We start from the raw sequence: 26,784 nt of genomic DNA, 5'->3' as shown, positions 1-26,784 counted from the left end.
TAGGATTGCTGTTGCCAGCACAATTTCTTGTTAAAACAAATTCTTAAAATTTTTTAGCTGTGTAATGAGCCAACCAGCCAGTGGAAAAGAAATCAGTTGCGTTACTGGCACTAATACTATGACTTCAATCAACACCATCATCGGGAAACTTTGATGCTGAGTAATTGGCTTTAATAAAGTGAGAACCAGTAATAAGGTGGGATATAAGCCTAAATAACCAACTAAAATACGAGTCATGAGGGCTTTAGAAGGAGAATTCATTGTGCGCTATACTCATGGATTGTAAATTGATCTAATAGCAACACAATAATAGGTAATCATTGGACTGCTATCATGAATTATTAATTATGTAGTTGATATTTAATTTTTATGAATCTTCACTTTTTAATAGAAATTTAGTTGCTCTCAGAGCTTGATGTAATGGTGTTTTATCTTTTTGCAACTTACTCAGTAATGCTGCACCTAACCACATTTGGTAAAGTACTTGTGCCAAAGTAGAGGCCTCGGTATCTGCTTGGATAGACTGATCCTGTTTTCCCAAATCAATTAAACCAGCAATACGTTGGATTACATCATCAACGCCAGCGGACATAATCGAGCGCATATCTTCAGATAGATCGGCAACTTCTGCGGCAAGTTTCACAATTAAACAGCTATCCGCCCAACCACACTGTGTTTCAGGATCTTCTATCCATAAATTAAAATACTCAATCAGCTTTTGATAAGGGGATTTATCACAACGCCATACATCATTTAAACGGACTTGGTAATTGTCTACATAATGCTGTACCAATTCACATCCGAAAGCTTCCTTAGATTGGAAATAATGATAAAACGAGCCTTTAGGGATTTCACAGCTCTGTAAAATTTCCTGTAATCCTACGCCAGTAAAACCTTTATGCAAAATCAGGTCTGAACTGGTGTTAAGAATGTGTAAGCGCTTCGCTTCAGACTTTTTAATAGGAGTAGGCTTCATATTAATTATTTACTCTATTGTAAAAAATAGACCAGTCGTATTGTTTTTTATTATAACTCATCTACAATGGATGTAAAGAAATTTTAATCACAGTTTTTGATTGTGAAGAAAAATACTTTTAAATAAAACATGGAGTTATATGTGTGAAAACAGTTATTAATCAACGCATCGTTTTAGCTAAACGGCCAGTGGGTGAGCCAAAACACAGCGATTTTCGTATTGAACAAGTTGAGCTCAATGAACTTAAACAAGGCGAGATATTGTTAAAAACCATTTACTTGTCACTCGATCCTTATATGCGTGGTCGCATGAGCGATGCTCCTTCATATGCAGCACCGGTTGAAATTGGCGAAGTGATGGTCGGTGGAACAGTCAGTCAAGTGGTGGCCTCTAAAAACCCAAAATTCAAAGAAGGCGAGTGGGTTCTTTCCGGAAATGGCTGGCAGGGCTACGCAATTTCTAATGGGTCTGCCTGTCAAAGCTTAGGTATGCAACCTGAACATCCATCTTGGGCATTGGGTATTTTGGGAATGCCAGGATTTACTGCTTATATGGGGCTGTTGGACATTGGTCAGCCTAAAGCCGGTGAAACTTTAGTCGTTGCAGCTGCAACGGGACCTGTTGGTGCTACGGTTGGACAGATTGGCAAAATTAAAGGTTGTCGCGTGGTTGGCGTCGCAGGTGGGCCTGAAAAATGTCGTTATGCAGTAGAAGAACTCGGCTTCGATGCTTGTATCAATCATCATGATGAAAATTTTGCAGAACAATTACAACAAGCAGTTCCCAACGGTATAGATATTTATTATGAGAATGTAGGGGGTAAAGTGTTTGATGCGGTATGGCCATTGCTTAACTCTGCGGCACGTGTACCGGTGTGTGGTGTGGTTTCCCAGTATAACGCTACCGAGCAAGCACAAGGGCCAGACCGTTTACCGGGCTTTATTTCCACCCTTTTAAAAAAGCGTATTCGCATGCAAGGCTTTATTATTTTTGATGATTATGGCAGTCAGTATCCGGAATTCTATCAGCAAATGTCTGAATGGTTGAAAGATGGAAAAATCAAATATAAAGAGCATATGGTGCAAGGTTTAGATAACACGATCAATGCTTTCAATGGTATGTTGAAAGGCGAAAACTTTGGCAAAGTGGTTGTAAAAATTTAAAAAAATAGGAATTATCATGATTACACTACATCATTTAGATCAATCACGTTCTTTTCGCATTTTGTGGTTACTTGAAGAAATCAAGCAGCCCTATGAGCTGAAACGCTATTATCGTGACTCAAGCACGCATTTGGCACCTGAATCTTTAAAAATCATCCATCCTTTAGGGAAATCTCCAGTATTGGAATGGGATGGCAAAGTTATTGCAGAGTCAGGCGCAATCGTTGAGTTATTAATTCAGAAACTTGCGCCGCATTTAGCACCAGATATGGATGAACCTACCTATGTCGATTATCTACAGTGGATTCATTTCTCAGAAAGCTCTGCCATGCTGCCATTTTTGTTAAAAACGTTTAATACGATAGAAACCAAGCAGGGCACGAAGTTGGTATTTCTAGAAAATTATACTCAAGTTGAGTTCGATAAAGTATTTAGCCATTTAAATGAATATTTAAAAGATAAAGAATTTCTAGTGGCAGACCGTTTGACCGGTGCTGACTTCATGATGGGCTTTGGACTACATGCTTTAGTTTATCATATGGGACAAGGTGAAAATTATCCCCATATCCAACATTACGTAGCAGGTTTAAGCCAACTACCTAGCTGGCAAGCCGCAGTACAAATTGAACAAAATGGTGTGAAAAGTCAAAAATAGCAAGATTGTTTTTTAAGGCAATTGAGAAAAAGAATCATGATTGACAAGTACATCTGGTTATAAAATAAGCTGACACTTATTTAAAGTAAACGCCTAATGAATTTCATCGGGCGTTCTCTATTTTAAAGATAAGGAATTACCATTATTTAAGATAAGTTTCGCCTATTCTTTCACTGCAAATTCCTATCAAAAGGGCTTGAATATCACGACGGTTACGTTGAAAGATATAATCAACTTTTGAAAGAAAAGTGACAAACGCACAGCAAGATTAAATTATTCCTCGGGGTATTAAACAAGTAATCTATATCATTTTACTAACATAAACACATCTGCGTAAAAATCACGCCCCGCTTAACTGGCAATAGTTTTTGAACCCTTGTATAAAAGCTTAAAAGAATCTAGCAAGTCTTTAGACTTCTTGCGTTAGTCAAAATTTAAACAGCATAAAGCTACATTTAATAAGGTTTTAGCCAATTCAAAAATTAGGTAAAACGATACTTTCGCAAGAGGTCTTTTATTTAATGTTAATACTCATCCAGTATTGAGGTTTTTTATCTTTTCTTGCCTGTGATCTAGGTTGTAATACTCTAATTTCATACTCACCTGAAGCAGGTAAAATATAAATACCATTATTATCAAGCTCTGGAGAATATTCTCCAAGATTGATAGAGTCTTTTAATTGATTACCCCATAAGTAAGTTTCAACATTTCCTCCAGTCAACGTCACTTTTAACTTTTGCCCTTTTTTAGCATAAAATTTGTAGGAATCATACTTGTATCCATCTATCCTTCCGTAATAATTTGCAGAGTAAGCTTTTTTTGCAAACTTAACTACAACAGCCTTTCGTATATCATTGTTATCATTTGCAAGTACGGCAGGGCTAAGCATAGCTAAAGTTAGGGCCATAAAAGCACCAACTAGTAATTTCATATTCGCTATTTTCATAAGGTTTCCTTAATTCTTGTATCGCCCCTGACATAGTTACATAAGTAAGAAGTAACCATGAATCATGGAACAGAACTGTGAATAGTCACCAAAATTCTATACACACATGGCTTGGTTGCATAAATCTACCTCTTAAGGCTTATTCAGCAATATAATTCTCAGATGAATAAGCCTACACCTAAAATTTACCGTACAACAAATTGGTCATCTAATGTGGTTCCGTTAATTAGACCACTCAATTCAGTTTTATAAGTGATAAATCCGCTCTAAATATTTAAATTATGCTGCCATTACTTTTAGTAAATGTTGATCATAAAATTCATTCGGTGTTGCCTTATTCAAACTTGAATGAGGACGTATCATGTTATAAAAATCCAAATATTCAGCAATTGATTGTTTCGCTTGTTTAACCGTATCGTAAGCCTTCAAATAGACTTCCTCATGCTTCACGCTGCGCCATAACCGCTCAATCATCACATTATCTATCCACCGTCCTTTCCCATCCATACTGATACTGATATTTCGCAATTTTAACTCATTCAAAAATGCCTCGCTTGTGAATTGACTGCCTTGGTCTGTATTAAGCACCTCTGGACAACCATATTTCACAATTGCTTCTTGCAACGCATCTATGCAAAAGTCTGTTTCCATACTGATCGATACACGATGAGCCAGTACTTTACGACTATGCCAATCTATAATTGCACACAGATAGACAAAACCTTTACCCATAGGAATGTACGTGATATCTGTACACCAGACTTGATTAGAGTGATCTATGACCATGTTTTTCAACAGATATGGGAAAATACGGTGTGCAAGATTAGGCTTACTGGTATTGGGTTCTGGATACAAGGCATGTATTCCCATCAAGTGCATTAAACGTCGGACTTTACGCCGACCTATTTGATGCCCTTGACGCTGTAGCATATCTCGTATCATTCGACTGCCCATAAATGGGTAGTCGAGATGAATTTCATCGATCAGACGCATCAAACTCAAATCAGTGGATGAAATCTCTTTGGGCTTGTAATACAACGTACTGCGATTGATTTGAATCAATTGCGATTGTTGTCGTACCGAAAGTTGATGGGTCTTATCGATCATTTTTTGCCGCTCAGCTGCCCTATTTTTCTGAGCGCACCTTCTAAAAAATCAATTTGCAATGCCTGATGTCCTATCTTGGCATGTAGAGCTTTGAGGTCAATCTCTGGTTCTTGTTGTGCTGTTAGTCGTGAAAAAATATTGATTGATTGCTCAAGCAGTTGATTTTTCCAATCAATGATTTGGTTTTGATGTAAATCGAATTGAGTAGAAAGTTCAGCGAGTGTGTGGTCCCCTTTAATTGCTGCGAGAGCAACTTTAACTTTAAACTCTGCTTGAATGATTACGACGTTTTCTTCGTGTCATGGTTGACTCCAAAAACAAGCATTTCCCATGCTCATTGGGGAGTAGATTATCACTTATAGGCGTGGTCTAAAATCCTAGACCCACATCACAACAAAGCCTATTCCTTTCCCTAGCTCAACCATGCCAAGTATAAACTTGAATAAAAAAGATTACTTTTCACTTATGAAAGAGACCTAATCGATATTCTATAAAAATGTTATTGTCATAAGGAAAGACTAATGTTACTTGTTAAGGGAGCAGTCATAAATGGAAAATATACAAACTGTTATAATAATGAAGCCAAGAATAGACCAAGGATTGAATAGAGGTTAAGCGAGGGTAGGAGTAAATGAGAGAGAGTTATGATACGTATCATATTTTTAGTCTTATAGGGCAGCACGCTGAATTAGAACCCATTCTAAATGCAATTTCTGGGTGGCTTGAATCCCATATTCCAGATGCCTTAGTTACGATCATGCTTTATTCTGAACATGACCAAACTTTAAAGCTTATCAGTGGTAAACAACATTTCTCAAATCAATACTGTAAAGCCGTCAATAATTTAAAAATTGGTCCTCAGCGCGGTGCTTGTGGAACAGCTGCATTTTTACGTAAGTTGGTCATTAGTCAGGATCTGATGGAAGATCCGAATTGGGCAGCTTATCGTGCATTAGTAAAGGCAGAGCAGCTTTCAAGTTGCTGGTCTATGCCTATTATTAATGCAAGAAATATTTTATATGGAACTTTTGGGACTTATTACCGAACTCCCAAAAAACCGACGAAACATAATATTCGTCTTTTAGAACAGGCCGCCTCTTTAGTTGCATTAGCGATTGAGCTTGATGATGAACGCCAACAAAAAATAGCCATAAATGAAAAATATAGTTCTTTTTACAATTATCATCCAGATGTAATTCTTGAACTTGATCTGCAAGGATACGTTCTTAATACCAATATTGCTTGTCGTGAAATTACGGGTTTTTCACAAGAGCAAATACAGGGGAAACACTATTGGACATTAATACCTGATGAATATCATGAATTAGTTGATGCTGCATTTAAATCTGCCCTACTGGGGAAGTCTCAACATTACGAAATTCCCGTTTACAATGCGTTAGAAAAAATTATATGGCTTGATATTATCAATTTACCAATAATTCAAAATCAAAAGGTTACAGGTGTATTTACGATAGCACGTGACATTAGTGTAAATCGGAAAAATAAGGAGAGCTTACGTCTTTTAAAGCGCGGAGTTGATGCAAGTCCGAGTGGGATGTTTATCACGGATGCCTCTGAAAACATGGTGATCAGCTTTGTTAATCCTGCTTTTCTTAAACAAGTTGGTTATACAGAAGAGGAAGTCATAGGCCGTAATTATAATTTTTTACAGGGCCGAGATACTAATCTAGAGCAACTTGCTTTGTTTAAGCAAGCGGTAAAGGAGCAGAAAGATGTTCAGATAACGTTAAAAAATTATTGTAGGGATGAGAGCTGGTTCTGGAATAGATTAATGTTGGGGCCAATTTTGGATCAAGATGGCAAATGTACTCATTTTCTTGGAATTCAGGAAGACATTACTCAGCAACGTATCCATGAAGAATATATTGAATATCAAAATACTCATGATCAATTAACAGGCTTACTAAATCAAATAACTTTTGAAAAAGTCTTAGAGCAAACTTTCGAAAAACAAAAGCTTCTAACTTTACTTTATATTGATCTTGATGACTTTAGTTCGATGAATGATAGTTTAGGTTACTACGTTGGTAATAAAGTTATTAAAAATATAGCGAGCCGACTAAAAGGTTTTTTAAAACCTGATGAGGTTTTGAGTCGGTATGCCGAAGATGAATTTGTATTATTGATCAAAGGCCAACATGATCATAAAAAAATAACCACAAGAGCTAAAAAGATTCTTGATTTGATTTCAGAGCCGTTTCAAGTCGATGACCATACACTCCATCTAAGCGCAAGTATGGGTATCGTCATAAATAACAGTTTTATACAATGTGCTTCAGAACTTTTATATCGGTCTACTTTGGCTATGAGAGAAGCAAAGAGACAAGGCCGTAATACTTGGCATTGTTATGAAGAAAGCAATAAGATTTCACCCAATTTAGACTATGCTCATCTGCGTCTAGAACTTATGGAAGCAGTAAAAAAGAAGCAGTTTACACTATTCTATCAACCGTTAATCAAACCATTAACAGGCGTGGTTCAGGGAGTAGAAGCGCTGATTCGTTGGTATCATCCCGAACGGGGTTATATTTTTCCAGATGTTTTTATTCCTTTAGCTGAAAGAACAGGACAAATTGTAAATATTGGACAGTGGGTTTTAGAAACAGCATGTTTAGATATCGCTAAATGGAATAAGGCGCATGATAGTCAGCTCACAGTTTCAGTTAATATTTCTCCTTTGCAGTTTGGACGTGCTGGGTTTCTTGAGGAACTCCAAAAAGCGCTAAAAATAAGTCAATTACCAGCTGAGCTGCTTAAAATTGAAATTACCGAAGGCGTTATTATTAGTGGTGCGGACAGGGCAATTGAAATTCTAAAATCAATTCGTGCTTTAGGAGTGCATGTGGTCATTGATGACTTCGGCACTGGTTATTCGAGCCTTAGCTATCTACGACTACTACCTATTACTCAAATCAAACTGGATCGAAGTTTTATTGTGAATCTGACAATTAGTGTTCAAGATGCTGCAATTGTTCGGTCGATAATTTTTCTAGCCCATCAGCTGAATTTAGAGGTCGTAGCGGAAGGTGTTGAAACACTAGAACAAGCAATTCTGCTCTATCAACACGATTGTGATTTATTTCAAGGCTATTTTTATGCACGGCCTGCCCCAATAAGTGACTTGAATTCGAAATTTTTGCCGTTGGAAAGTTTAAGTTAACGTAATTAATCTTTGTAAATTGTAATAAAAATCTAATTGTAACTTTAACTCTATGTTAAAGGTGTAATAAAATTAAGAAATTATGGCTAATTAATTAAAAATGGAAATATCTAAAATTAATTTAAATTTAAGAAAATTAATACTTTTTTTAGCAATTTTTTCGGTATTAAGTCTTTTTATTATTAGCTCAGTAATTAGCTATTATATAGTAAGAAATCAGCTTATAAATAATTCATTAGCACTTAATTCCGAACACGCAAACAAGATTGCAATAATTATAGATAATCACTTTAAGAATATACTGATCGAACTTGGATACAGCGCAAAGATTTTAGGGAAAAAATTTGATGATAATGAGATCCGAGAAACAGAAGTACAGAGATTAAAAATGCAATCTGATTACTACAATAGCGTGGTTGTCAGTGATTCAGAGGGTAGGTTGATTAATTATTCACCAAATATATTGAATATTGATAAAAATAAAGTACAAACTACGTTAGGAATTAGTAATTCAATAAAGGAAAAAACCATATATATCATCGCCATATCTTTCTGTTAAAAAGAATATGATTGTTTTTATTTCATATCCGATATTCGATGAAAAAAAGCGCTACAGAGGTTTTGTTGGATCTGCGATATATTTAAAAGAAAAAAATGTAATTAATCAACTTTTATCAACGAATGAAACATATCGAAAAAGTTACATGTATGTAATTGATAAAAATGATAAAATTATATTTCACCCTGATCATGAAAGAATCGGTGAGATAATCAAAAATAACACTGGTTTAGATTATATAAAAAAACAAAATTCAGGGAAAATTCGTCTTATCAACAGTAGAGGTGTTGATAATCTTGCTGGATTCTCACATGTAAAAACGACGAATTGGATAATTGTCTCCCAGCAACCCACAAAGCAGTTATTAAAACAAGCGAATTCGATTATTTATAAAGTATCAGCGGGAATCTTTATATTTTATTTACTAATTTTTTATGTTGTTTGGAAGTGTTCTTTTTTTATAGCATCTCCTCTGCATAAGCTTGCAAATATGGCAAGCTCTTTACATCAGCCTGAAGCAAGTAGGGAAATTAAAAATATTAACCCATGGTATTATGAAATCGTTAAATTTAAACGTGCTCTTTTATTGAGTGTTCATCACTTTTCAAAAAAAATGACTGAGATGGATTATTTCATTAATACGGATCCTCTTACCGGTTTGATGAATCGTAGAGGGATGCATTTGTCTATAGATCAGAAAATAGCTTTGAAAATCTCCTTTTCAATATTATTAATAGATATAGATTTCTTCAAGAGAGTAAATGATACATATGGACATGCTGAAGGTGATTTAGTACTGAAAAATATTGCAGAAATGATGCAAAAGAATTTTCGGAAAGATGATGTTTGTTGTCGCTATGGTGGTGAAGAATTTATTGTTATTGTACCTGATGTTAGCCAGCAAGACGTTTATGAAAGTGCTGAAAGATTTAGAAGAGAAGTGGAAGCGCAATCGATAGAAAAGGTTGGATCGATTACAGTCTCTATAGGTATCGCTTCTTGGCCTGAAGCTTCTGAAGATATTTCAGAAGTATTTATTCTGGCTGATAAGAATCTTTATGAGGCTAAAAACAGTGGACGAAACTGTGTAAGATTATAATTTATTTGGTTTTATTGCGAAAGTATTTCACCGTTAAATCTACTCTAAGTTGCTCAGATTTAGTAGTAACTTTGGTATGAGGTCTACTAATAGTTGGATGAATTTTATACTGCATTTTTTACAAGATAAAAAAAGCCTATAATCCGCCTATATTTTAATTTAGTGCGTCGTATTTCATATTACACGGGGGCATGGAAAAAATTATTGTTTCGGCAGTTTTAGTTTTTTTCCCGAACAGATTACCAAATTACAATAAGTTGTACTTTACAGACGTATAATCTAAATGCTAATAATCATTAAGAGATATCCGAAAAACTTTATTAAAGGAAATCCAATATGATGAATAAAATAGATTTAAAATTAAGCAGGATTGATGGTGGAGATGATCTAATTTTAAAAAATTGTATTGTTCAATCGACAATGATTACTAGTAAAGATATATGTACACCACTTAATGAGGGAGATTGTCTGCATAATTTCTTGTCCGATGGAATTGTTGAAAAATATAAAATAGAAGAAGTGATATTAAATAAAGGTATGCATTCTCATTATGAGATTTATGTTTCCAAAATAAATTAACGTATTTAATAAGTTGAACGATTAAAAAAGTACTCAGATAATGAAAGTTATCTGAGTACTTTTTTAACTCCATGTGGCTTTGTCGTACAAATCTACTGTTAAAGGCCCATTCAGCAATATAATACTCAGCTGACTAAGCCTGTATCTAAAAAATATCAAATCAGCAATTGGTCGACCTAAAATCACGCTTTAATGAATCGAGGAAACATCTCGATTTTATTTGATCCTACTACCCAATGGTATGCTCAAAAAAAAGCCAAACAGGGACGAAATCAAACTTATTCGATTGCAGCCATTCAATGTTGTCTCATGATTAAATCCTTATTTCGACTCTCTTTGCATATGGTCACTGGCTTTATGCAAAGTCTCATTAAACTCTGTAGTTTGGATTGAAACGCACCAGATTATTCAATCCTCTGTAGTAGACAAGAGCATATCGATATTGCGATTCTCTATCAAAAAGTATGGGTGTCTCCCTCTGCCCACTGATAGTACCAGTTGGCTTTGTTGCACAAACCTATCTCTAAAGGCTTATTCCACAATATAATTCTCAAATGAATAAGCCCACACCTAAAATCTATCGTACAACCAATTGGTCTTCTTATAACAGTGCATTCATAAATCGAGGAAATCTCTCAATTTGGTTTGATCCCAAGACGCAATGGTACGCTCAACCCAAAGGTAAACATGGTCGAAATCAAACTTATTCAGATACAGCCATCCAATGCTGTTTAATGATCAAATCTTTATTTAGACTCTCTTTACGCATGGTCACAGGTTTTGTTCAAAGTCTGATTAAACTTTGTGGATTAAATTGGACCGCACCAGATTACAGTACGCTTTGTCGAAGACAAAAACATATTGATATTGCGATTAGCTATCAAAAAAGTAGTGATGGGCTACATCTACTCGTCGACTCAACTGGCTTAAAGTTTCTAGGTGAAGGTGAGTGGAAACGTAAGAAACATGGACCTGAATATCGTCGCCAATGGCGTAAGCTTCATATTGGCATCGATGCTGAAACCTTGCAAATACGTGCAGTACAGCTTACTACAAATAATGTGAGCGATTCGCAAGTACTCGGTGATTTACTTGCTCAAATTCCCTTAGATGAACGAATTGATTCGGTCTATACCGATGGTGCTTATGACACGAAGCACTGCAGACAAGTCATTCTAGATCGAGATGCACATGCGCTCATTCCGCCAAGAAAAAATGCAAAACCATGGAAAGATCAGAAATTGAGATCTTTAGAGCGGAATGAGTTACTGAAAACAGTTAAACGTTTAGGAAGAACGCTTTGGAAAAAATGGTCTGGTTATCATCGTCGAAGTTTAGTTGAAACCAAGATGCATTGCATCAAACTATTAGGTGATAAATTAACAGCAAGGAGTTTTTCTAGTCAGGTGAATGAGATTCATGCACGCATAGCCGTATTGAACAAATTTACCGAATTAGGTCGTTCTCATACCCAAGTTGTCACTTGAATTCTGTTCAAATGAGCAGAGTGTTATCTTTTAAATCTTTGTGCAACAAAGCCATTTGGGTTTAACGCATAAACATAAGCCTGTTGTATTTGCCCATTTTCTAAAGTGACTTCAGTTAAAACACGCTGATATTCACTTCCTTCAAATTCATCCAAGCTGTTCCACAGCGTATCTAATTGCTCTGAACTAAACATATATCCATCAATAGTTTGTCCATCTGGACTCAGCATTAGCCCAGGAAAGCCAAGTTCTGCTCCCCAACCTGCTTCCTTAAGCAAACCTTTCACAGAGCCTTTGTTCCATATACCAGCAATCGCTTCTAAAATATGAGCATTGGGTTTGTTTGGCCCTAAAGTACCGTAAACAAATAAGTGTTGTTGCATGATGTAAATATTCCTAATGGGTAACAGATGGAGAATGAAGCGGTTTTATTGAAAAAATAACGATGAGTGCAATTAGAATCAGAAAAATATTTAATATAACGATGCCATTCCAGCCATGGCTTTGCCAGATATTTCCACCATACGCACCCACAATGCTTGAACCTAAATAATAAAAAAGCAGATACAAGGAGGTGGCATGACCTTTATTGGATGTTGCGAGTTCTCCAACACGACTGCTGGCAATGGCATGGGCAATGAAAAAGCCAGTGGTCACACAGCCAATACCAAGAATAATTAAAAACAACGAGGCAGAAAGAGTAAGTAGCACGCCTAAGAGCATGCACAAAAAGCCCAAAATCATTACCTGCTTTTTGCCTATTCGGTCTGCAATATTGCCTGCAATCGAAGAGGAAATAATACCCAAACTATAAGATAAAAAAATGAGGCTAATCTGAGTTTGGCTTAAATGATAGGGTGCTGCAAACAGTCTGAAGGTCACATAATTAAACAGCGTGACAAATACACTGGTGAGTAAAAAGCCAATCCCATAGATTTTTAGCAGGCGGATATGACTCAAGTGTGCATACCATGCATGTAGATGGAACTTAAAAGAGAGACCTTGCTGGGCAATGAAATTTCGTGAATTGGGTAAGAGTTTCAAAAAACCAAACGCACAGAACAGACAGATGCCGCCAAGAATGGCCATGGAAATACGCCATGAGAAAAACTCGGTCAAAATGCCCATGCCAACACGTCCCATCATGCCGCCAAATGCTGTGCCTGCAATATACAGCCCCATGGTTTTACTTAAGTTTTTGTGACTAATTTCTTCTGCAATCCAAGCCATTGCAACAGCGGGAACTCCACCTAGAACAAAACCTTCTAAACTTCTTGAAACCATGAGCACATGCCAACTCGGTGAAACCGCGCATACCACATTGAGTATAGAAGCCAAAAGCATAGAGAAAAACATCAGACCTTTTCTGCCCAATGTTTGTGAAAAGGCACTGGATAGCACGATCGACATAGCCAAAAAGCCTGTGGTTAACGACAGTGCTAGCGCACTTGCACTGGGTACAATATGGAAACTCTGACTTAAGTTGGGCAGTAAGGGTTGTACGCAATAGATCAGTGAAAAACTGGCAAAGCCCAACAAAAACAGCGCCATGCCCGCTCTTTTATACTCAACTGTACCTTGGCTGATGGTCTGCGGAATCGGCTGTTGAGGGGTAGACCAATCTGCGTCTAATGAAGAGCTCAGTTTCATGACTTGGCTGATTTAAAATGGAGAGAAGCTTTATTTTAAGAACTATACTTGTATATGTATAATATATATAACTCAATAATGGTATAGCTTTAATATATGGAGCTGCGCAATATTCAATATTTTATTGCTATCGCGGAAGAGCAAAGTTTCTCTAAAGCAGCTTTGCGTCTTGGCATAAGTCAGCCGCCGTTGAGTATGCAAATTAAAAAGTTGGAAAGGCAAATCGGTGTTGAACTTTTTTATCGATACTCTCATGGTGTAGCTCTGACACCAGCAGGGGAAACTTTTCTTAAAATGGTCTTGCCCGTTCAGAACCAACTGAAAAATGCGGTGAAATTGACCCAAAGTACGGCAAATGGTGAATTGGGAGAACTGCGGCTTGGCTTTACAGGCACCTCAATTCTAAACTCTTTAATTCCTACCGCCATTCAAGCATTTCAACAGCAATACCCTCAGGTGAATTTGGTATTTAAAGAAGCCAATTCTTTGATTTTGATTGAAAGTTTATTGAATAATGAATTAGATATTGCGATTGTGCGACCACCTGCACAGTATCCTAAAGCCATTACGATTCGTAATTTGATCGATGAAAAATTGATTGCTGCCTTGCCGATTCAATATCCAGCAGAAGATGAGGTAGTAGATTTGGCAGAATTTAAGCATGAAAGCTTTATTGTCTCACCACCAGAGGTGAGTGCAGGGCTGTATGCCGCGATTTTAAATAGCTGCCAACAGCATGGCTTCACGCCTAAAATTGGACAGCAAGCCCCTCAGATTGTTTCAATTTTATCGTTGGTTGCGGCAAATTTGGGCATTTCTTTGGTGCCTGAGTCTACTCAACAGCTCAAAATTGAAGGGATTAAATATAAATACCTGAAGAATAAGACCGCTACGATTGGACTCGGTATTGCGTTCAAGGCGGATTTGCATAGCCAACCTGCAATCAACTTTTCTAGTTTATTGAATAGTATTGTGAGGCAGCATTATCATTTAAAAGGTTCACTGTAATTCACTCTATGTCGTTTTAAATATAAATTGTCAGCACGTAACTCATGGAGTCAAATAGCCATTTAAATACGATCAGAAAGTCAGTTCTCGATTCAGCACCAAAGCATGTCTAGATGGCTAAATTTAAGCGATCTAGAGGAAAATATGCATAAAAAATGCCTATGCTGCAAGTTTACGATTCTTTTTAAAGCTGCGTAATCCTTCAAGCATGAGGGTAAAAACTGCGAGCCAAATGGCGATATAGGTTGGCCATTCTGCTGAAGTAATGCTTTCCCCTAAGGCGATTGAAACGGCCACTAACAATATCGGTTCAACATAAACCAACAGTCCAAACAGGCTTAAGTTTAAATGCGGGGCAGACAAGGACTGAAATGCTAAAGCCAGCGCACTGATTAGTCCAAGTCCTGAAATGAGCCAAAGCGTATGTGCGCTTTCAGATAGGCTTTCTGTGACGATACTGCCTTGCATGATAAAGAAAATACAAACAGGGAGGCTCAACATCATGTCAAACCAAAGTCCGCCTATATTATTCGTCTCCGTTTTTTGTCTGAGCCAAAAATAGATTGGATAACCTAAGCAAATCAGCAGAGTGGGCCAACTCAGTGTTTGAGAAATGGCTAAGAGATTCAAGATCCCCAGCACTGCAAAAATACAGGACAGTTGCTGAAAGCGTGACATTCGCTCCTTAAATGCGATGCGACCGACAATCACCATGCTAATCGGCATCATAAAATAACCGAGTGAAACATCCAGTCCATAGCCATGACTGGGTGCCCACATAAATAGCCACAACTGAATCCCAATTAAAAACGAAGATAAAATTCGCGTTAAAAAGAAAAAGCGCTCTTGGTAGAAACGGCGATAAATAACAACCACCTGAGACCAATTGCCTTTGAGCCAAATAAAAAGTGTTAGACATGGAATAGTCAATACAATGCGCCAGCCGTATATTTCTGTACCCGCCAACGTGCCCAAAAGTGAGGTATAGGCAAACATTAAAGCAAATAATACCGAGGCCGTGACATTTAAGCTAATGCCAAGTGCTGTATTGGAATGCGTAGACATAGGCGGTTCTAAAACAGGATGAATGGATGATATTTTATTGCAATACTCTTGATAAAATGGCTTGTAATCATTAGTTTGAATGAGAAAATTTCTCGCAGGAAGCTGCTCATGCAATTGGATAAATTTGATTTCGCTTTATTGGAGCATTTGCAAAAAGATTGCTTAACGCCACTTCGAGAGTTGGCCGATTTAGTGCATTTATCAACGGCCTCGGTACAACGTCGCATTCAAAAATTAAGAGACAGTGGCTATATTATTGGTAATACCGCGGTGCTTGATCCAGACAAATTGGGACAAGTGATTACGATTTTTGTCGAGGTTCGCGTCAATCAAACCCATGTGACTGACCTTGACGAGTTGAAAGCAAGTTTTTCAATTCCAGAAATACAGCAGTGCTATTACGTAACAGGTGAGGCGGATTTTATGTTGGTACTCTTGGTGCCAAGTATGAGTCGGTTTCAAGCCTTATGTGATCAGCTTTTTCATCATAATGCCAATGTGCAATGGTTTAAAACCACCGTTGTGTTAGAAAGGATCAAAACAACTTTAGAGGTGTCTTGTCAGCCATAACTTTTATTCTCCTTTTTATATTCCATTTTAGATTCAATGGCTAAACAGTCAGCTTGAAATAGGAAAAGAGAAGAGTAGTTTCTGAATTTTTAGGCACTCAAAATAACGCCATGAGGGGATTGGCTTCTATTTAAATAGCGAATTTATTTTCTAATTTTGATGGTTTTGTACCCATAAAACTTGAGAAGGAGGCACGCTGTTATAGTTTTTTCAAGCCTTACTGTAGCTACTCATTAGCACCAAACTAGCTGAAAATTTGATTCAAGAAGGGATCACAATCTTGATGGTGGCGTAATGTTTATAACACAGCAACTGAATACAATTTCTGAATTGGTTGAGGGGCAGGGTCTTTCAGATCAACTGCAACATCTACTTGCGCAGCAGTATTTAAACTTAGAAGCGACTTTGTTACGTGCTAAAGTTTTACGTGATTTTTCAAGCGCTAAAGTTCAGTATATTGTGCAGTCTGCCATTCAAGCAGAACATGCAGAGGTCGCATTTTTATTTGCACCTTTTATCTTGGCAAATTTGAACCATCCTGTGATTTATAGCAGTTCTGCAACACCAACCGTCCTCAATATCCTCAATCGTTACTATCAAGCAGAGCAAAAACAAAACCTAAAAATAGATGATGTGCTTGAGGCACTCAATGTTTATTTAGATTTGAGTGATAGCGTATTTAATGATGTCGATTTTTTTTATTTTTCATTGATCAAAGCGCTATGTCGAACTGATGTCTCGCAGATTTTTTTGGTGACATCATTAGTGCTCAATACACAAAAACTCGCAGAGCTGGAACAGTTTTTTAAAGTCAAAATCAACTATATTTCTACCCATCCACAAGATGTCATCATCGACAGTAGTGAATGGAATATGCGGAAATTGTTCTTTAAAAACAAAGATCAGCAATATATCGATTTATGTGAAAAATTCGCCACATTGAATGCGCAGTTACTGTTGAGTTATGGCAGTTATAACCAGCAGCAAGCGACCCAGTTGGTTGAAGATATGTTCTATGCGGTGCATATTTATGAAAAGTTATCGGTCTATGCCGAGTATATGCAGACCTGTCTACAACATGGCGTGTCCCGAAAGTAGGCGACTTTTTTCGCCTAACTTGCATTTTTGATCTCCCATTCAAAACAGCTTTTCTTTCATATTGATGCATATACCTAGGTCATCCCCATGTTTTTATATACAGACTTTGATCAAAATTTATTAAATGAACGTGTCGCACAGTTTCGCGACCAAACCCAGCGTTATTTAGAGGGGAAACTGACCGAAGAAGAATACCGTCCCTTACGCTTACAAAATGGTTTATATGTTCAGCGCTATGCACCCATGCTACGTTTGGCGGTGCCTTATGGTTTAATGAACTCAGTGCAATTGCGTAAGGTGGCTGAGGTTGCACAGAAGTATGACCGTGGTTATGCGCACATTTCTACGCGCCAAAATATTCAATTGAATTGGCCGCAGCTTGCAGATGTCCCCGATATTTTGCAGGAACTCGCTACAGTACACATGCATTCTATTCAGACCAGTGGCAACTGTATTCGAAACACCACCACAGACCAATATGCAGGTGTAGTTGAGGGCGAGCTCACAGACCCGCGCCCCACCTGTGAACTAATTCGCCAGTGGAGTACTTTCCATCCAGAGTTTTCATTCCTTCCGCGTAAATTCAAAATTGCAGTTTGTGCACACCCTGAACAAGACCGTGCTGCCACAACTTTTCATGATGTTGGGGTCTATCTGGTAGAAAATGGAACGGGGGAGTTAGGTTATCAAATTAAAGTCGGTGGTGGGCTTGGACGCACCCCTTTAGCGGGACATGTGATTAAGCTATTTTTAGCCCGTGAAGATTTAATTGCCTATTTAGATGCCATCATGCGCGTATATAACTTGCATGGTCGCCGAGATAATAAATACAAAGCGCGTATTAAAATTTTAGTGAAAGCCCTCAGTCCAGCGGGCTTCGCGGAAAAAGTTGAAGCTGAGTTTGCACATACTCAAACCCTGCTCAAAGTTCAGCCTAGTGTTTTAGCGCAAATGGATGCCGTATTTCGACCGTTTGCCTATGAATCTTTAGATGCGGAAAATTTTGAGGCTTTGTTCCAACAGTATCCAAAGTTTAAACACTGGTTCAATATCAATACCCATGCGCATAAAGTCGCGGGCTACCGCATCGTTACGATCAGCTTAAAACGGGCGGGTGTAGCACCGGGGGATATCACTTCCGATGAAATGAGTTTAATTGCAGATTTGGCTGACCAATATACTTTCGGTGAGCTGCGAACCACGCATGAGCAAAATATTGCCTTAACCGACGTACGTCAAAAGGATCTGTTTGAACTGTGGCAAGTCTTAGATCGTGGCATATTGGCTCGTGCGCATATTGGCTTTCTGACTGACATGATTTGCTGTCCGGGCGGCGATTTCTGCTCCTTGGCAAATGCCAAATCCATCCCAGTGTATGAAGCAATTGCTCGCCGTTTTGATGATTTGGATGCTTTATATCAGTTAGGCAAGGTTGATTTGAACATTTCAGGCTGTATGAATGCGTGTGGACACCACCATGTCGGCAATATTGGCATTCTAGGTGTTGATAAAAAAGGCGCTGAATATTACCAAATTAGTTTAGGCGGTAACTCAGATCATGATGCATCCATCGGTGATATTTTAGGACCATCATTTCCTGCAGAAGATATTCCCGATGTGCTCGAAGAAATTTTAAATACTTATCTGGATCTACGTTTAGCACATGAATCTTTTTTAGAAACCTACAAACGTGTCTCGATCCAGCCGTTTAAAGAGCGGGCTTATGCGGACATAAATTGAGATGTTGCATGACCGAACTCGGCTGAAGAAGTTAAAAACTGCGAGCTACCAAATCATCATTATTTTGGCCGTTTGGAGCTGTGCTGATGTCTTACAAAAGTTGCTGAATTTGCCTGTGGCATCAGGGGTACTTGGGTTTTTTCTGCTGTTGTTTTTACTTGAAATGAAATGGTTGAAATTAGCCCACGTTGAACGCGGTGCCAATCTGTTACTGGCTGAACTGCTGCTGTTTTTCATTCCGCCAGTGGTTGGCGTGATTCAATATCAAGATTTATTGATTGCCAGTGGTTGGAAAATTCTGCTGGTGATTTTAATCAGCACCGCTTTGGTGATGATGGTTTCTGTATATAGCGTGCGGTTGTTGTTAAAGCAGCCAGTGCTAAATCAAGAATCAAAACAGGAAGATCAGAATGACTGAATGCTGGGGGATTTTTTACTTGGTTTGGACTGTGCTGTGCTATTTCATGGCAAAGCAGCTTTTTGTTCGAACCCAAAAAATCTATTTATCTCCGATTATTGTCGTTCCTAGCTTGAGCATCATACTGATCTTTCTTTTACAGCATCAGTTCCAAGACTATTACTTTTATACCCAATATTTGGTGGCCATGCTCGGCCCAATTACGGTGGCTTTTGCGATTCCTGTATTTCGTTATCGCCGCATGATTCAGCAACATTTTAAAGTGTTGCTCTTCAGTTCTAGTCTCGCCATGTTGGTGGGTATTTTCAGCAGTTGGTTTTTGGCGAGCCTATTGGACTTTGATGACATCGTTAAAAATAGCCTGTTGGCGCGTTCCATTTCGATTCCTTTTGCTTTGGTGCTCACCGAAAAACTCGGGGGCTCCATCAGCCTGATTCCGCTCTTTACCGTAATTACAGGTTTAGTTGGTATGTTGTTGGGAGACCTTCTTTTGCTTTGGATCAAATATAAAAATCACCTTGCTTCGGGCGCAGCACTGGGTAATGCCGCACATGCTATGGGTATAGCTCGGGCAAGACAGCGGCATGAATTGGAAGGCGTCATTGCTAGTCTCTCGATGATTATTTCAGGAATCATTATGGTGCTATTTGCCCCATCGCTGATAGCAGTGACGAAGTATTTACTTGGCTTTATATCTTTTTAAATCAATAAGGAATCGAATATGAATCCTATGTCACATGCAAAGACAATCTTAAGCCCCAAAAGCTATCTCGCGGCCTTTGTCTTTATAGTACTCATGGTGGCGGCTGCCTATGGGCTGAATGATCGTGAAATTATTCTGCCTGAAATGGCGGCGATGGCCGTTGGGCTATGGGTCTATCGAGATAAACAGTGGCTGAATCAGCCAGATAAAATTTTTATTTTACCCAGTTTGACCGCTGTAATCGGGTTCTGTATTAATTTGATGCCGATTTCATATTTGTTCAAACTGGTTTTGGTTCTCTGTGCTATGTTGCTCGTGATGCGGATGTTTAACTATATATTACCGCCCGCACTGGCCACAGGTTTCTTGCCGATTGTGACCCAAGCCTATGAAATATCGTTTTTGATTTCGATTTTTGCCACCAGTTTTATCCTGATGTTGGGTGTTGTGCTCTTTAAACTGAACCAAGGCGTGGAGAAGAAAGGCAATTTTGATCGACGAAAAATAGGTGTATATGCCAGTATTACCTTAATCGGTTTTGCACTCGCCGCTATTTTCAAGGTTGAAGCGATGGCGCTGATTCCACCGATTACAGTGGTGGTATATGAATCATTAAATATGATGATGTATTCGTTGAAAATGTGCCTTAAGCAGATTGCTGCGTTGACACTGTCGATTTCAATGGCCGTGCTTATGCAGTTGTGGATTCAAGATTGGATCTTGCTCACCCTCATATATATGCCCTTGATGTTTCTTTTGCTCAAGCTCTTTGATATGCGCATTCCTGCGGTATATGCCTTTCCATTTTTGGTTTTTGTCTTTCCTTAAGACAGCGTGATGGCTTTACCTGTTGCATCCGGCCTGATGGCTGGCTTTTCACTTGGCTGTGTCTATATCTATCGCACCTATTTTCAGAATATGAGTGCTGAGAAATCCTATACCTAGCTTGAGAGAAATGACATGATCAGATCTGATCATGTCATTTTATCTCTGGGATGGTGATATTTGCAGTGTGAGGGAGTGGGTCTCTTCAAATCAAAAGATGGTTTAAATCAGTTTGGATTTAAAGCATTCAACTTTTACTCAAAGGCTTCTGGGTAAATACATTGGATCAAGGCATCTAAGGCATTTTGAATACGTTCATTGATTTCAAATGAACAATTGATTCGAATATGATGTGGGACATTGTCCGTTTGATAAAATAATGAACCGGGCGCAATACTGATATTTTTCTCTAAAAGCTGCTCATAAATCAAATTCCCATTGATCTGCTCGGGCAAAGTAATCCATAAGAAATAGCCCGATGGATAATAATGAATTTGATAATCTTCAGACAAATGTTCAGATAAATAAGTGTAATACTGATTTTTGAGACGTTTTAAGGTGTTACGCAAAGTTTTTAAGTGCTTTTCATAGTGTCGATGCGATAAATAATCGACCAAGGCATTTTGAATAAACGAGTTGACGGAAAGCGTACTCATCAGTTGTAAATGCTGAATATGTTCTGAAAACTTACCCGCATAGACCCAACCAATCCGAAAACCCGCACCTAAGGTTTTTGAAAAAGAAGAGCAGTGTAAAACCAAATTTTTCTGATCAAAGTATTTCATCGACAGCGGCTTTTTATGGTCAAAATAAAGCTCCTCATAAACATCATCTTCAATTAAATAGATATCACGTTCATGCAGAAGCTTTGCCAGTTGGTATTTGATGTCATCACTGACCGTAAAACCAATTGGGTTGTGACTGTTGAGCATCAGCAAACAGACTTTAATTGGATAACGTTCAATTGCATCTTTAAACGCCTCAAGGTCAATACCGTGTTCTTCATGTTCAGGAATACTAATGACTTTTAGGCCCAAATGTTCAGCCGCTTGCCATGCGCCATAAAATATTGTTTTTTGAAGTAAAATATAGTCACCCGGTTGGGTCATGGCTTGTAAGGAGAGGTTTAAAGCATCTAATCCGCCCGAGGTAATTACGATATCGGACGGGTCTGTTGGAATCCCTTGCATACAGTAGCGCTGTGCAATCAGTTTCCGCAGCTCAAAGTTTCCGGGAGGTAAACTTGGCATCTGTTCATAACTGAGACGGTGTTTGGCACGTTGTCCCAACGTTTGCATCAGCTTGGCAGAGTAGAGCAGTTGGCTGTTGGGAAAGGCAATGCCAAAGGGAACCATTTGTTCAGATTGGATCGATTTTAAGTATCTGAAAATTTTAGAGTTGATTTCAATTTTTTCGTTGAGGATGACGCTATTGGAGTTGCTTTCTGAGCGTGCATCGCCTGTCACAAAGTAACCGAGTTTTTCTTGTGAATAAATCAGACCTTGCGCTTCGAGTTCCTGATAGGCATTCATCACGGTCATCAGGCTAAAACCCGATGTTTCAGCTTGTTGACGGAGTGAAGGTAGTTTATCGTTGGCTTTCCAAAAACCACTTTCAATCAAATGTTTCAGGCTGAGCGCAAGTTTTTCTGATTTATACATATGGGTTCGCTGCAATTAAAAGGCACAGGACATGTATTGAAAGTCCCGTGCCTAATTCATAAAAAATGCTTGGCTGGCTTTAGTAAGCAAAACTCAGCAACAGCTTAAAGAAACCCGCAATCAGTGCGAGAGAAATAAAGCCAAAGCACCACAATAAAATAAACCATAATCGTGGGCTGAGTCGATCAACAAATTTTTTCATGTCTATCTCCTCAATTAATGATAACCCTGATCCCCTATACGTACTTTGTCACGGAACACCCAATAGGACAAGAAGGTATAGGCAATGATGATCGGAATGAGAATTGCAGCTCCTACTAAGGTGAACTTCAAACTTGACTCAGGTGCAGCGGCCTGCCAAATAGTGACTGATGGCGGAATAATATTGGGCCATAAGCTGATGACGAAGCCAGTAAAAGCCAAAAAGACTAAAGCCAAAGTATAGATAAACGGTTTTAGTTCATGCTGCTTTTTGCACGCCGATAGAATCAAGCCAACAAACAGTAAGACTAAAATTGGCACTGGGCTAAAATAGTATAGATTCGGCAGAGAGAACCAACGCTGTGCAATTTCAGGATGGGTCAGAGGCGTATATAAACTCACGGCACCGAAGATAATGAGTAAAGCAATAATCAGCCTAGGCATCAGATGATACATCCGTTGTTGTATCTCTTTTTCGGTTTTCCAAATGAGCCAACCACAGCCTAAAGTGGCATACATCACCACGACCCCTAGACCAGTAAAACATGTAAATGGCGTGAACCAGTCCCATCCACCACCGCTGTAAATACCATTGGTAGTCTGAATACCTTGGATATAAGCCCCTAAAATCACGCCTTGGAAAAAGCTCGATAAGATAGAGCCCCAGATAAACGCGAGATCCCAGAGGTATTTGGTGCGCGTGGCTTTAAAGCGGAACTCGAACGCTACGCCGCGGAAAATCAAGGCAACCACCATAAAGATAATGGGTAAATACAGTGCCGATAAAACAGTTGAATAGACCAAAGGAAATGCAGCGAATAAGCCAGCACCACCTAGGACCATCCATGTTTCATTACCGTCCCAAACGGGCGCGACGGTATTCATCATCACATCACGTTCTTGCGTTCCGTTCATAAAGGGAAACAGAATACCAATGCCTAAGTCGAAACCATCCATAACCACATAGATGAGTACCCCGAGCCCGATAATACCGACCCAAACCAAAGCGAGATCAATCATGTGGTTTCTCCTTACTATTTTGAGCAGAAGGATCAGTGGTCTCGATAGATTCTTCAACAGCACTGAGTGGACGTAAAGGGGTTTTAAAATGCCCTGGGCCAGTATCTTGCACGGCATCTAAAGGCGTAGAAAAAGCAGGGCCTAATTTGATCAAGCGCAGCATGTAGTAAATACCCGCGCCAAAGACGACGGTATAGACCAGAACAAAAATAATCAGGCTCAAGCCGACTTGATCTGCGGTGACTGTATGCGATAAACCGTCTTTAGTTCGAATCACGCCATACACGACCCAAGGCTGACGACCAACTTCTGTAGTGACCCAACCTGCTAGGAGCGCGATATAACCTGTAGGCCCCATGATGATGGCAAATTTATGAAACCAACTGCTTTCATATAAAGAGCCTTTTTTACGCAGCCACAGCGCTGTTAATGAGAGTAAAACCATTAACATACCCAAGCCGACCATGACTCGGAAACTCCAGAATACAATCAGTGCATTCGGACGGTCTTCAGCTGCGAAGTCCTTTAAACCAGTGACCTGACCCTCTAGGGAATGCGTCAGAATCAAACTGCCCAGATTGGGAATACCAATCTCAAAATCATTCGACTCTGTTTCCATATTCGGTAAAGCGAACAGTAATAAAGGCATGCCATGATCACGATTGGTTTCCCAATGACCCTCAATGGCTGCCAATTTTGCAGGTTGGTGTTTTAAGGTATTTAAACCGTGGTTATCCCCAATCACAACTTGTAAGCAAGATGTGACCAGTACCATCCATAAGCCCATGGAAAAAGATTTTTTCACTAACTCATCACGACGACCTTTCAGTAAATGCCAGGCTGCGGTGCCAACCACCAAAAGTGATGAGACTAGGAAGGCCGCTGCTGCCATATGGGCAAATCGATAGGGGAAAGATGGGTTAAACACAATTGCCCACCAGTCTGTGGGGACAATAATGCCATTTTCGATGGCAAAGCCTTGAGGTGTCTGCATCCAACTGTTGGAAGATAAAATCCAGAACATGGAAATACAGGTACCGATAGCGACCATTAAAGTGGCAAAAAAGTGGGCTTTGGGACTGACGCGTCCCCAACCAAATAGCATAATGCCCAAGAAACCCGCCTCTAAAAAGAAGGCGCTCATGACTTCATACGTGAGCAGTGGCCCTGTGACGCTGCCTGCGATGCGTGAAAATTCACTCCAGTTGGTCCCAAACTGGTAGGCCATGACAATGCCCGAAACAACCCCCATAGCAAATGCCACGGCAAAAATCTTAATCCAGTACTTAAATAAGTCTTTATAAATTGGATTTTGGGTGCGCAGCCACTTCCATTCCAGCATGGCAAGAAAGCAGGCTAAACCAATAGAGGTTGCAGGAAAAATAATATGAAAGGAAACAGTAAAGGCAAATTGAATTCTTGCCAACTCAAGTGCGGTTAATCCGAGGCTCATTGCATCCTCCATGGCTGGCAGGAATATCGACGGTTCGATACCCAGTTGCTGTCTAGATAGGAATGATTAAAAAGCATAGATCGTTTCATTAAAAACTACCTACTTAAAATACTGATGATGATCTTGCATCAGGATGCCTAGAAGATGTAGGTACAAGAATTGGAGAGAAAAAATATAACAAAATAGAAAATTGCACTTAGTCTGTTATATTTTGTGAACTGTTTTTATGATCTATTCATTCTTATTGCTTCATTAAAATATACAGAAAGTTTTGATGCTGAGTTAGTTAAAAAATGTTATTCAAAATTTGCATAACACCTTGTTTGAAATAGCGTAGTTTGAATAAAACTTTTAACGAGGGAGCTTCATTATGAATGATAAGGTCAGTAGTAAAAGCTGAAGTCTAGCTGACAGCCATCGAACCGAGTATGTGCGAATATTTACACCTACAGGATAATAATATTGCACTATCTATTGTGATTTTAAAGTCGTTTGATACTTAAAATACCTCTAAAAAAGGGAGTCTTTAGACTCCCTTCAATAAAGATAGTTTAACGCGCAAGGAAAGTTGCGGCTTCATCAATTAAATCAGCAACGGCTTTGGGTTGAGACGCGAGTGAAGCATGACTGGCATCTAAAGAAATGACTTTTTGAGCATTTAAGCGTGAAGACATCATGGCTTGGTTTTCAGGGTGAATCATGCGGTCTTCAGTTGAAATTTGGTACCAAGATGGTTTGTTTTTCCATGCTGGGTTTGAAATGGTATCGCCAAAAGTACTGGCAACAGGGGCTTTCTGGGTGATGCCCATGACCAGTCCTTCATCATTCGTTAAGTCCTGACAGAAGCTTTCATGGTATTTATCGGCTTTGACCCAAAGGTATCCGTCACTGTCGGGTTCTAAGTTGGGTGCACCAACGGGTAAATGTTGTTGCGTAATGCCACCTGGACTTTCACCAGTATCGGGTGCAAAAGCTGCAATATAGACTAGACCAACAACATTGGGCTGATTACCCACTTCGGTAATGACCGCCCCCCATAGGAGTGGCCAACTAAAAGTACATCTCCTTGTACTTGTGCAATCATTTTACGGGTTCGTTCAACATCATCAGCCAAAGAGGTGAGAGGTAGTTCAACGGCACGAAGGGCTTCGTAACCTCGGTGAGATAGGTCAGTAATGACTTTAGACCAATGGGCAGCGCCGCCCCAAAATCCATGTACTAAAATAATTGTTGGCTTCTTATTCATCTTCTTATCCCTAGAGTAAAAATATCATCTTATAGTTAAAAAAGTGGTCATGCTAGGTTGGGCTAATGATTATCGATGCAAGTTAATTTAACTAATTGTAAGTTAAAAAAATATAGATAAAAGACTGAAAAAAAATGCCAATTACGTTAAAAAGTGGGCATTTTGTGTGATTAATATTTTATTTTTCCTTACTGCTATTTTTTAGCTTTTTTAAAATATTCAATACTGATACTCATTTTTTGAGGTATTCAGCCATAAAAAAAAGAAGAGCTGGATTTTCATAATGTTATAAGATGAGCAGGCTGTGCTGAATGCTTGATTTTGGGGGAAATTGATCATTTATCAATAACTAAAGTAGTACGTTTCATTGTTTC

Annotated in this window: 22 protein-coding genes and 4 pseudogenes; 14 read left to right on the top strand and 12 right to left on the bottom strand. The window is 38.8% G+C overall.

Annotated elements, in window-relative coordinates; translation table 11 throughout:
- Positions 1 to 30 precede the first annotated feature (30 nt).
- Both ACFN7Z_RS12995 and ACFN7Z_RS12990 read right to left on the bottom strand, forming a co-directional pair.
- A complete protein-coding gene (locus ACFN7Z_RS12995; RefSeq protein WP_001087973.1) occupies positions 31 to 261 on the bottom strand; it encodes a hypothetical protein in 231 nt (76 codons plus the stop codon).
- A gap of 106 nt (positions 262 to 367) precedes the next feature.
- Complete coding sequence (locus ACFN7Z_RS12990; RefSeq protein WP_004733176.1) at positions 368 to 976, bottom strand: TetR/AcrR family transcriptional regulator; 609 nt, start codon at positions 974 to 976, stop codon at positions 368 to 370.
- Positions 977 to 1,119: 143 nt separating this feature from the next.
- On the opposite strand from ACFN7Z_RS12990, the gene ACFN7Z_RS12985 reads away from it, so the two are divergent.
- Both ACFN7Z_RS12985 and ACFN7Z_RS12980 read left to right on the top strand, forming a co-directional pair.
- Positions 1,120 to 2,139, top strand: a complete 1,020-nt coding sequence (locus ACFN7Z_RS12985) for an NADP-dependent oxidoreductase (RefSeq protein ID WP_058952254.1) — start codon at positions 1,120 to 1,122, stop codon at positions 2,137 to 2,139.
- Between the two features lie 16 nt (positions 2,140 to 2,155).
- Complete coding sequence (locus ACFN7Z_RS12980; protein ID WP_058952253.1) at positions 2,156 to 2,794, top strand: glutathione S-transferase family protein; 639 nt, start codon at positions 2,156 to 2,158, stop codon at positions 2,792 to 2,794.
- Between the two features lie 514 nt (positions 2,795 to 3,308).
- Here ACFN7Z_RS12980 and ACFN7Z_RS12975 read toward each other — a convergent pair.
- Both ACFN7Z_RS12975 and ACFN7Z_RS12970 read right to left on the bottom strand, forming a co-directional pair.
- The gene (locus tag ACFN7Z_RS12975; RefSeq protein WP_058952252.1) at positions 3,309 to 3,740 is read right to left on the bottom strand and encodes a PPC domain-containing protein; all 432 of its coding nucleotides are present in this window, start codon (positions 3,738 to 3,740) and stop codon (positions 3,309 to 3,311) included.
- Between the two features lie 279 nt (positions 3,741 to 4,019).
- Positions 4,020 to 5,150 (bottom strand): annotated as a pseudogene (locus ACFN7Z_RS12970) (IS3 family transposase).
- 328 nt (positions 5,151 to 5,478) lie between these two features.
- Here ACFN7Z_RS12970 and ACFN7Z_RS12965 point away from each other — a divergent pair.
- The 5 genes and pseudogenes from ACFN7Z_RS12965 to ACFN7Z_RS12945 all read left to right on the top strand — a co-directional run bounded on the left by ACFN7Z_RS12965 (position 5,479) and on the right by ACFN7Z_RS12945 (position 11,752).
- Complete coding sequence (locus ACFN7Z_RS12965) at positions 5,479 to 8,028, top strand: EAL domain-containing protein (protein WP_395441906.1); 2,550 nt, start codon at positions 5,479 to 5,481, stop codon at positions 8,026 to 8,028.
- Between the two features lie 100 nt (positions 8,029 to 8,128).
- Positions 8,129 to 9,686, top strand: a pseudogene (locus ACFN7Z_RS12960) (diguanylate cyclase).
- A 336-nt stretch (positions 9,687 to 10,022) separates the two neighbouring features.
- The gene (locus ACFN7Z_RS12955; protein ID WP_058952250.1) at positions 10,023 to 10,265 is read left to right on the top strand and encodes a hypothetical protein; all 243 of its coding nucleotides are present in this window, start codon (positions 10,023 to 10,025) and stop codon (positions 10,263 to 10,265) included.
- 129 nt (positions 10,266 to 10,394) lie between these two features.
- Positions 10,395 to 10,727, top strand: a pseudogene (locus ACFN7Z_RS12950) (transposase); the annotation flags it as partial.
- Positions 10,728 to 10,819: 92 nt separating this feature from the next.
- Positions 10,820 to 11,752, top strand: a complete 933-nt coding sequence (locus ACFN7Z_RS12945) for an IS5 family transposase (RefSeq protein WP_131229955.1) — start codon at positions 10,820 to 10,822, stop codon at positions 11,750 to 11,752.
- Between the two features lie 23 nt (positions 11,753 to 11,775).
- Here ACFN7Z_RS12945 and ACFN7Z_RS12940 read toward each other — a convergent pair whose 3' ends face one another.
- Both ACFN7Z_RS12940 and ACFN7Z_RS12935 read right to left on the bottom strand, forming a co-directional pair.
- Positions 11,776 to 12,135: a gamma-glutamylcyclotransferase gene (locus ACFN7Z_RS12940; protein ID WP_058952249.1), complete on the bottom strand. Its 360-nt coding sequence runs from the start codon at positions 12,133 to 12,135 to the stop codon at positions 11,776 to 11,778.
- Positions 12,136 to 12,148: 13 nt separating this feature from the next.
- The gene (locus ACFN7Z_RS12935; protein WP_159151629.1) at positions 12,149 to 13,402 is read right to left on the bottom strand and encodes an MFS transporter; all 1,254 of its coding nucleotides are present in this window, start codon (positions 13,400 to 13,402) and stop codon (positions 12,149 to 12,151) included.
- A gap of 96 nt (positions 13,403 to 13,498) precedes the next feature.
- On the opposite strand from ACFN7Z_RS12935, the gene ACFN7Z_RS12930 reads away from it, so the two are divergent.
- Complete coding sequence (locus ACFN7Z_RS12930; RefSeq protein ID WP_058952247.1) at positions 13,499 to 14,410, top strand: LysR family transcriptional regulator; 912 nt, start codon at positions 13,499 to 13,501, stop codon at positions 14,408 to 14,410.
- A 159-nt stretch (positions 14,411 to 14,569) separates the two neighbouring features.
- Here the strand turns inward: ACFN7Z_RS12930 and rarD are convergent, their stop codons facing one another.
- Positions 14,570 to 15,475 carry an EamA family transporter RarD gene (gene rarD, locus ACFN7Z_RS12925; protein ID WP_058952246.1) on the bottom strand — a complete coding sequence of 302 codons (906 nt, stop codon included), beginning with the start codon at positions 15,473 to 15,475 and terminating at the stop codon, positions 14,570 to 14,572.
- A 108-nt stretch (positions 15,476 to 15,583) separates the two neighbouring features.
- On the opposite strand from rarD, the gene ACFN7Z_RS12920 reads away from it, so the two are divergent.
- The 6 genes from ACFN7Z_RS12920 to ACFN7Z_RS12895 all read left to right on the top strand — a co-directional run bounded on the left by ACFN7Z_RS12920 (position 15,584) and on the right by ACFN7Z_RS12895 (position 20,832).
- Complete coding sequence (locus ACFN7Z_RS12920) at positions 15,584 to 16,045, top strand: Lrp/AsnC family transcriptional regulator (RefSeq protein WP_058952245.1); 462 nt, start codon at positions 15,584 to 15,586, stop codon at positions 16,043 to 16,045.
- A 294-nt stretch (positions 16,046 to 16,339) separates the two neighbouring features.
- On the top strand, positions 16,340 to 17,143 hold the full coding sequence (locus tag ACFN7Z_RS12915; RefSeq protein WP_395441902.1) for a hypothetical protein: 804 nt from the start codon (positions 16,340 to 16,342) through the stop codon (positions 17,141 to 17,143).
- Between the two features lie 87 nt (positions 17,144 to 17,230).
- Positions 17,231 to 18,883: a nitrite/sulfite reductase gene (locus ACFN7Z_RS12910; protein WP_130235112.1), complete on the top strand. Its 1,653-nt coding sequence runs from the start codon at positions 17,231 to 17,233 to the stop codon at positions 18,881 to 18,883.
- Between the two features lies 1 nt (position 18,884).
- Entirely contained in the window at positions 18,885 to 19,301 is a 417-nt protein-coding gene (locus tag ACFN7Z_RS12905; protein WP_058952241.1) for a CidA/LrgA family protein, read from the top strand.
- On the top strand, positions 19,294 to 20,004 hold the full coding sequence (locus ACFN7Z_RS12900; protein ID WP_058952240.1) for an LrgB family protein: 711 nt from the start codon (positions 19,294 to 19,296) through the stop codon (positions 20,002 to 20,004). The genes ACFN7Z_RS12905 and ACFN7Z_RS12900 overlap by 8 nt, the downstream gene beginning before the upstream one ends.
- An 18-nt stretch (positions 20,005 to 20,022) precedes the next feature.
- On the top strand, positions 20,023 to 20,832 hold the full coding sequence (locus tag ACFN7Z_RS12895; protein ID WP_228141070.1) for an HPP family protein: 810 nt from the start codon (positions 20,023 to 20,025) through the stop codon (positions 20,830 to 20,832).
- A gap of 251 nt (positions 20,833 to 21,083) precedes the next feature.
- Here ACFN7Z_RS12895 and ACFN7Z_RS12890 read toward each other — a convergent pair whose 3' ends face one another.
- The 5 genes and pseudogenes from ACFN7Z_RS12890 to ACFN7Z_RS12870 form a co-directional block, all read right to left on the bottom strand.
- Positions 21,084 to 22,490, bottom strand: coding sequence for a PLP-dependent aminotransferase family protein (locus ACFN7Z_RS12890; RefSeq protein ID WP_058952239.1), 1,407 nt, complete (start codon positions 22,488 to 22,490; stop codon positions 21,084 to 21,086).
- A gap of 79 nt (positions 22,491 to 22,569) precedes the next feature.
- Complete coding sequence (locus ACFN7Z_RS12885; RefSeq protein WP_004694789.1) at positions 22,570 to 22,692, bottom strand: hypothetical protein; 123 nt, start codon at positions 22,690 to 22,692, stop codon at positions 22,570 to 22,572.
- Between the two features lie 14 nt (positions 22,693 to 22,706).
- Entirely contained in the window at positions 22,707 to 23,711 is a 1,005-nt protein-coding gene (gene cydB / locus ACFN7Z_RS12880; RefSeq protein ID WP_004694788.1) for a cytochrome d ubiquinol oxidase subunit II, read from the bottom strand.
- Positions 23,704 to 25,164, bottom strand: coding sequence for a cytochrome ubiquinol oxidase subunit I (locus tag ACFN7Z_RS12875; protein WP_058952238.1), 1,461 nt, complete (start codon positions 25,162 to 25,164; stop codon positions 23,704 to 23,706). Before ACFN7Z_RS12875 ends, cydB begins: the two co-directional genes overlap by 8 nt.
- Positions 25,165 to 25,715: 551 nt before the next feature.
- A pseudogene (locus ACFN7Z_RS12870) lies at positions 25,716 to 26,410 on the bottom strand (alpha/beta hydrolase).
- Positions 26,411 to 26,784 lie beyond the last annotated feature (374 nt).

The organism is Acinetobacter sp. P1332, from assembly GCF_044057475.1.
Lineage (GTDB): Bacteria > Pseudomonadota > Gammaproteobacteria > Pseudomonadales > Moraxellaceae > Acinetobacter > Acinetobacter johnsonii.
Note: the sequence above shows the minus strand (reverse complement) of the source record. Positions and strands in the feature narration are given on the sequence as shown.

Bases quoted from the DNA above. Each gene is read 5' to 3' on its own strand.
- ACFN7Z_RS12940 (WP_058952249.1), bottom strand. From the start codon at position 12,135: ATGCAACAACACTTATTTGTTTACGGTACTTTAGGGCCAAACAAACCC.
- ACFN7Z_RS12905 (WP_058952241.1), top strand. From the start codon at position 18,885: ATGTTGCATGACCGAACTCGGCTGAAGAAGTTAAAAACTGCGAGCTAC.
- cydB (WP_004694788.1), bottom strand. From the start codon at position 23,711: ATGATTGATCTCGCTTTGGTTTGGGTCGGTATTATCGGGCTCGGGGTA.
- ACFN7Z_RS12990 (WP_004733176.1), bottom strand. From the start codon at position 976: ATGAAGCCTACTCCTATTAAAAAGTCTGAAGCGAAGCGCTTACACATT.
- ACFN7Z_RS12875 (WP_058952238.1), bottom strand. From the start codon at position 25,164: ATGAGCCTCGGATTAACCGCACTTGAGTTGGCAAGAATTCAATTTGCC.
- ACFN7Z_RS12910 (WP_130235112.1), top strand. From the start codon at position 17,231: ATGTTTTTATATACAGACTTTGATCAAAATTTATTAAATGAACGTGTC.
- ACFN7Z_RS12975 (WP_058952252.1), bottom strand. From the start codon at position 3,740: ATGAAAATAGCGAATATGAAATTACTAGTTGGTGCTTTTATGGCCCTA.
- ACFN7Z_RS12890 (WP_058952239.1), bottom strand. From the start codon at position 22,490: ATGTATAAATCAGAAAAACTTGCGCTCAGCCTGAAACATTTGATTGAA.
- ACFN7Z_RS12915 (WP_395441902.1), top strand. From the start codon at position 16,340: ATGTTTATAACACAGCAACTGAATACAATTTCTGAATTGGTTGAGGGG.
- ACFN7Z_RS12980 (WP_058952253.1), top strand. From the start codon at position 2,156: ATGATTACACTACATCATTTAGATCAATCACGTTCTTTTCGCATTTTG.
- ACFN7Z_RS12955 (WP_058952250.1), top strand. From the start codon at position 10,023: ATGATGAATAAAATAGATTTAAAATTAAGCAGGATTGATGGTGGAGAT.
- ACFN7Z_RS12935 (WP_159151629.1), bottom strand. From the start codon at position 13,402: ATGAAACTGAGCTCTTCATTAGACGCAGATTGGTCTACCCCTCAACAG.
- rarD (WP_058952246.1), bottom strand. From the start codon at position 15,475: ATGTCTACGCATTCCAATACAGCACTTGGCATTAGCTTAAATGTCACG.
- ACFN7Z_RS12930 (WP_058952247.1), top strand. From the start codon at position 13,499: ATGGAGCTGCGCAATATTCAATATTTTATTGCTATCGCGGAAGAGCAA.
- ACFN7Z_RS12945 (WP_131229955.1), top strand. From the start codon at position 10,820: ATGAATAAGCCCACACCTAAAATCTATCGTACAACCAATTGGTCTTCT.
- ACFN7Z_RS12995 (WP_001087973.1), bottom strand. From the start codon at position 261: ATGAATTCTCCTTCTAAAGCCCTCATGACTCGTATTTTAGTTGGTTAT.
- ACFN7Z_RS12965 (WP_395441906.1), top strand. From the start codon at position 5,479: ATGAGAGAGAGTTATGATACGTATCATATTTTTAGTCTTATAGGGCAG.
- ACFN7Z_RS12900 (WP_058952240.1), top strand. From the start codon at position 19,294: ATGACTGAATGCTGGGGGATTTTTTACTTGGTTTGGACTGTGCTGTGC.
- ACFN7Z_RS12920 (WP_058952245.1), top strand. From the start codon at position 15,584: ATGCAATTGGATAAATTTGATTTCGCTTTATTGGAGCATTTGCAAAAA.
- ACFN7Z_RS12885 (WP_004694789.1), bottom strand. From the start codon at position 22,692: ATGAAAAAATTTGTTGATCGACTCAGCCCACGATTATGGTTTATTTTA.
- ACFN7Z_RS12895 (WP_228141070.1), top strand. From the start codon at position 20,023: ATGAATCCTATGTCACATGCAAAGACAATCTTAAGCCCCAAAAGCTAT.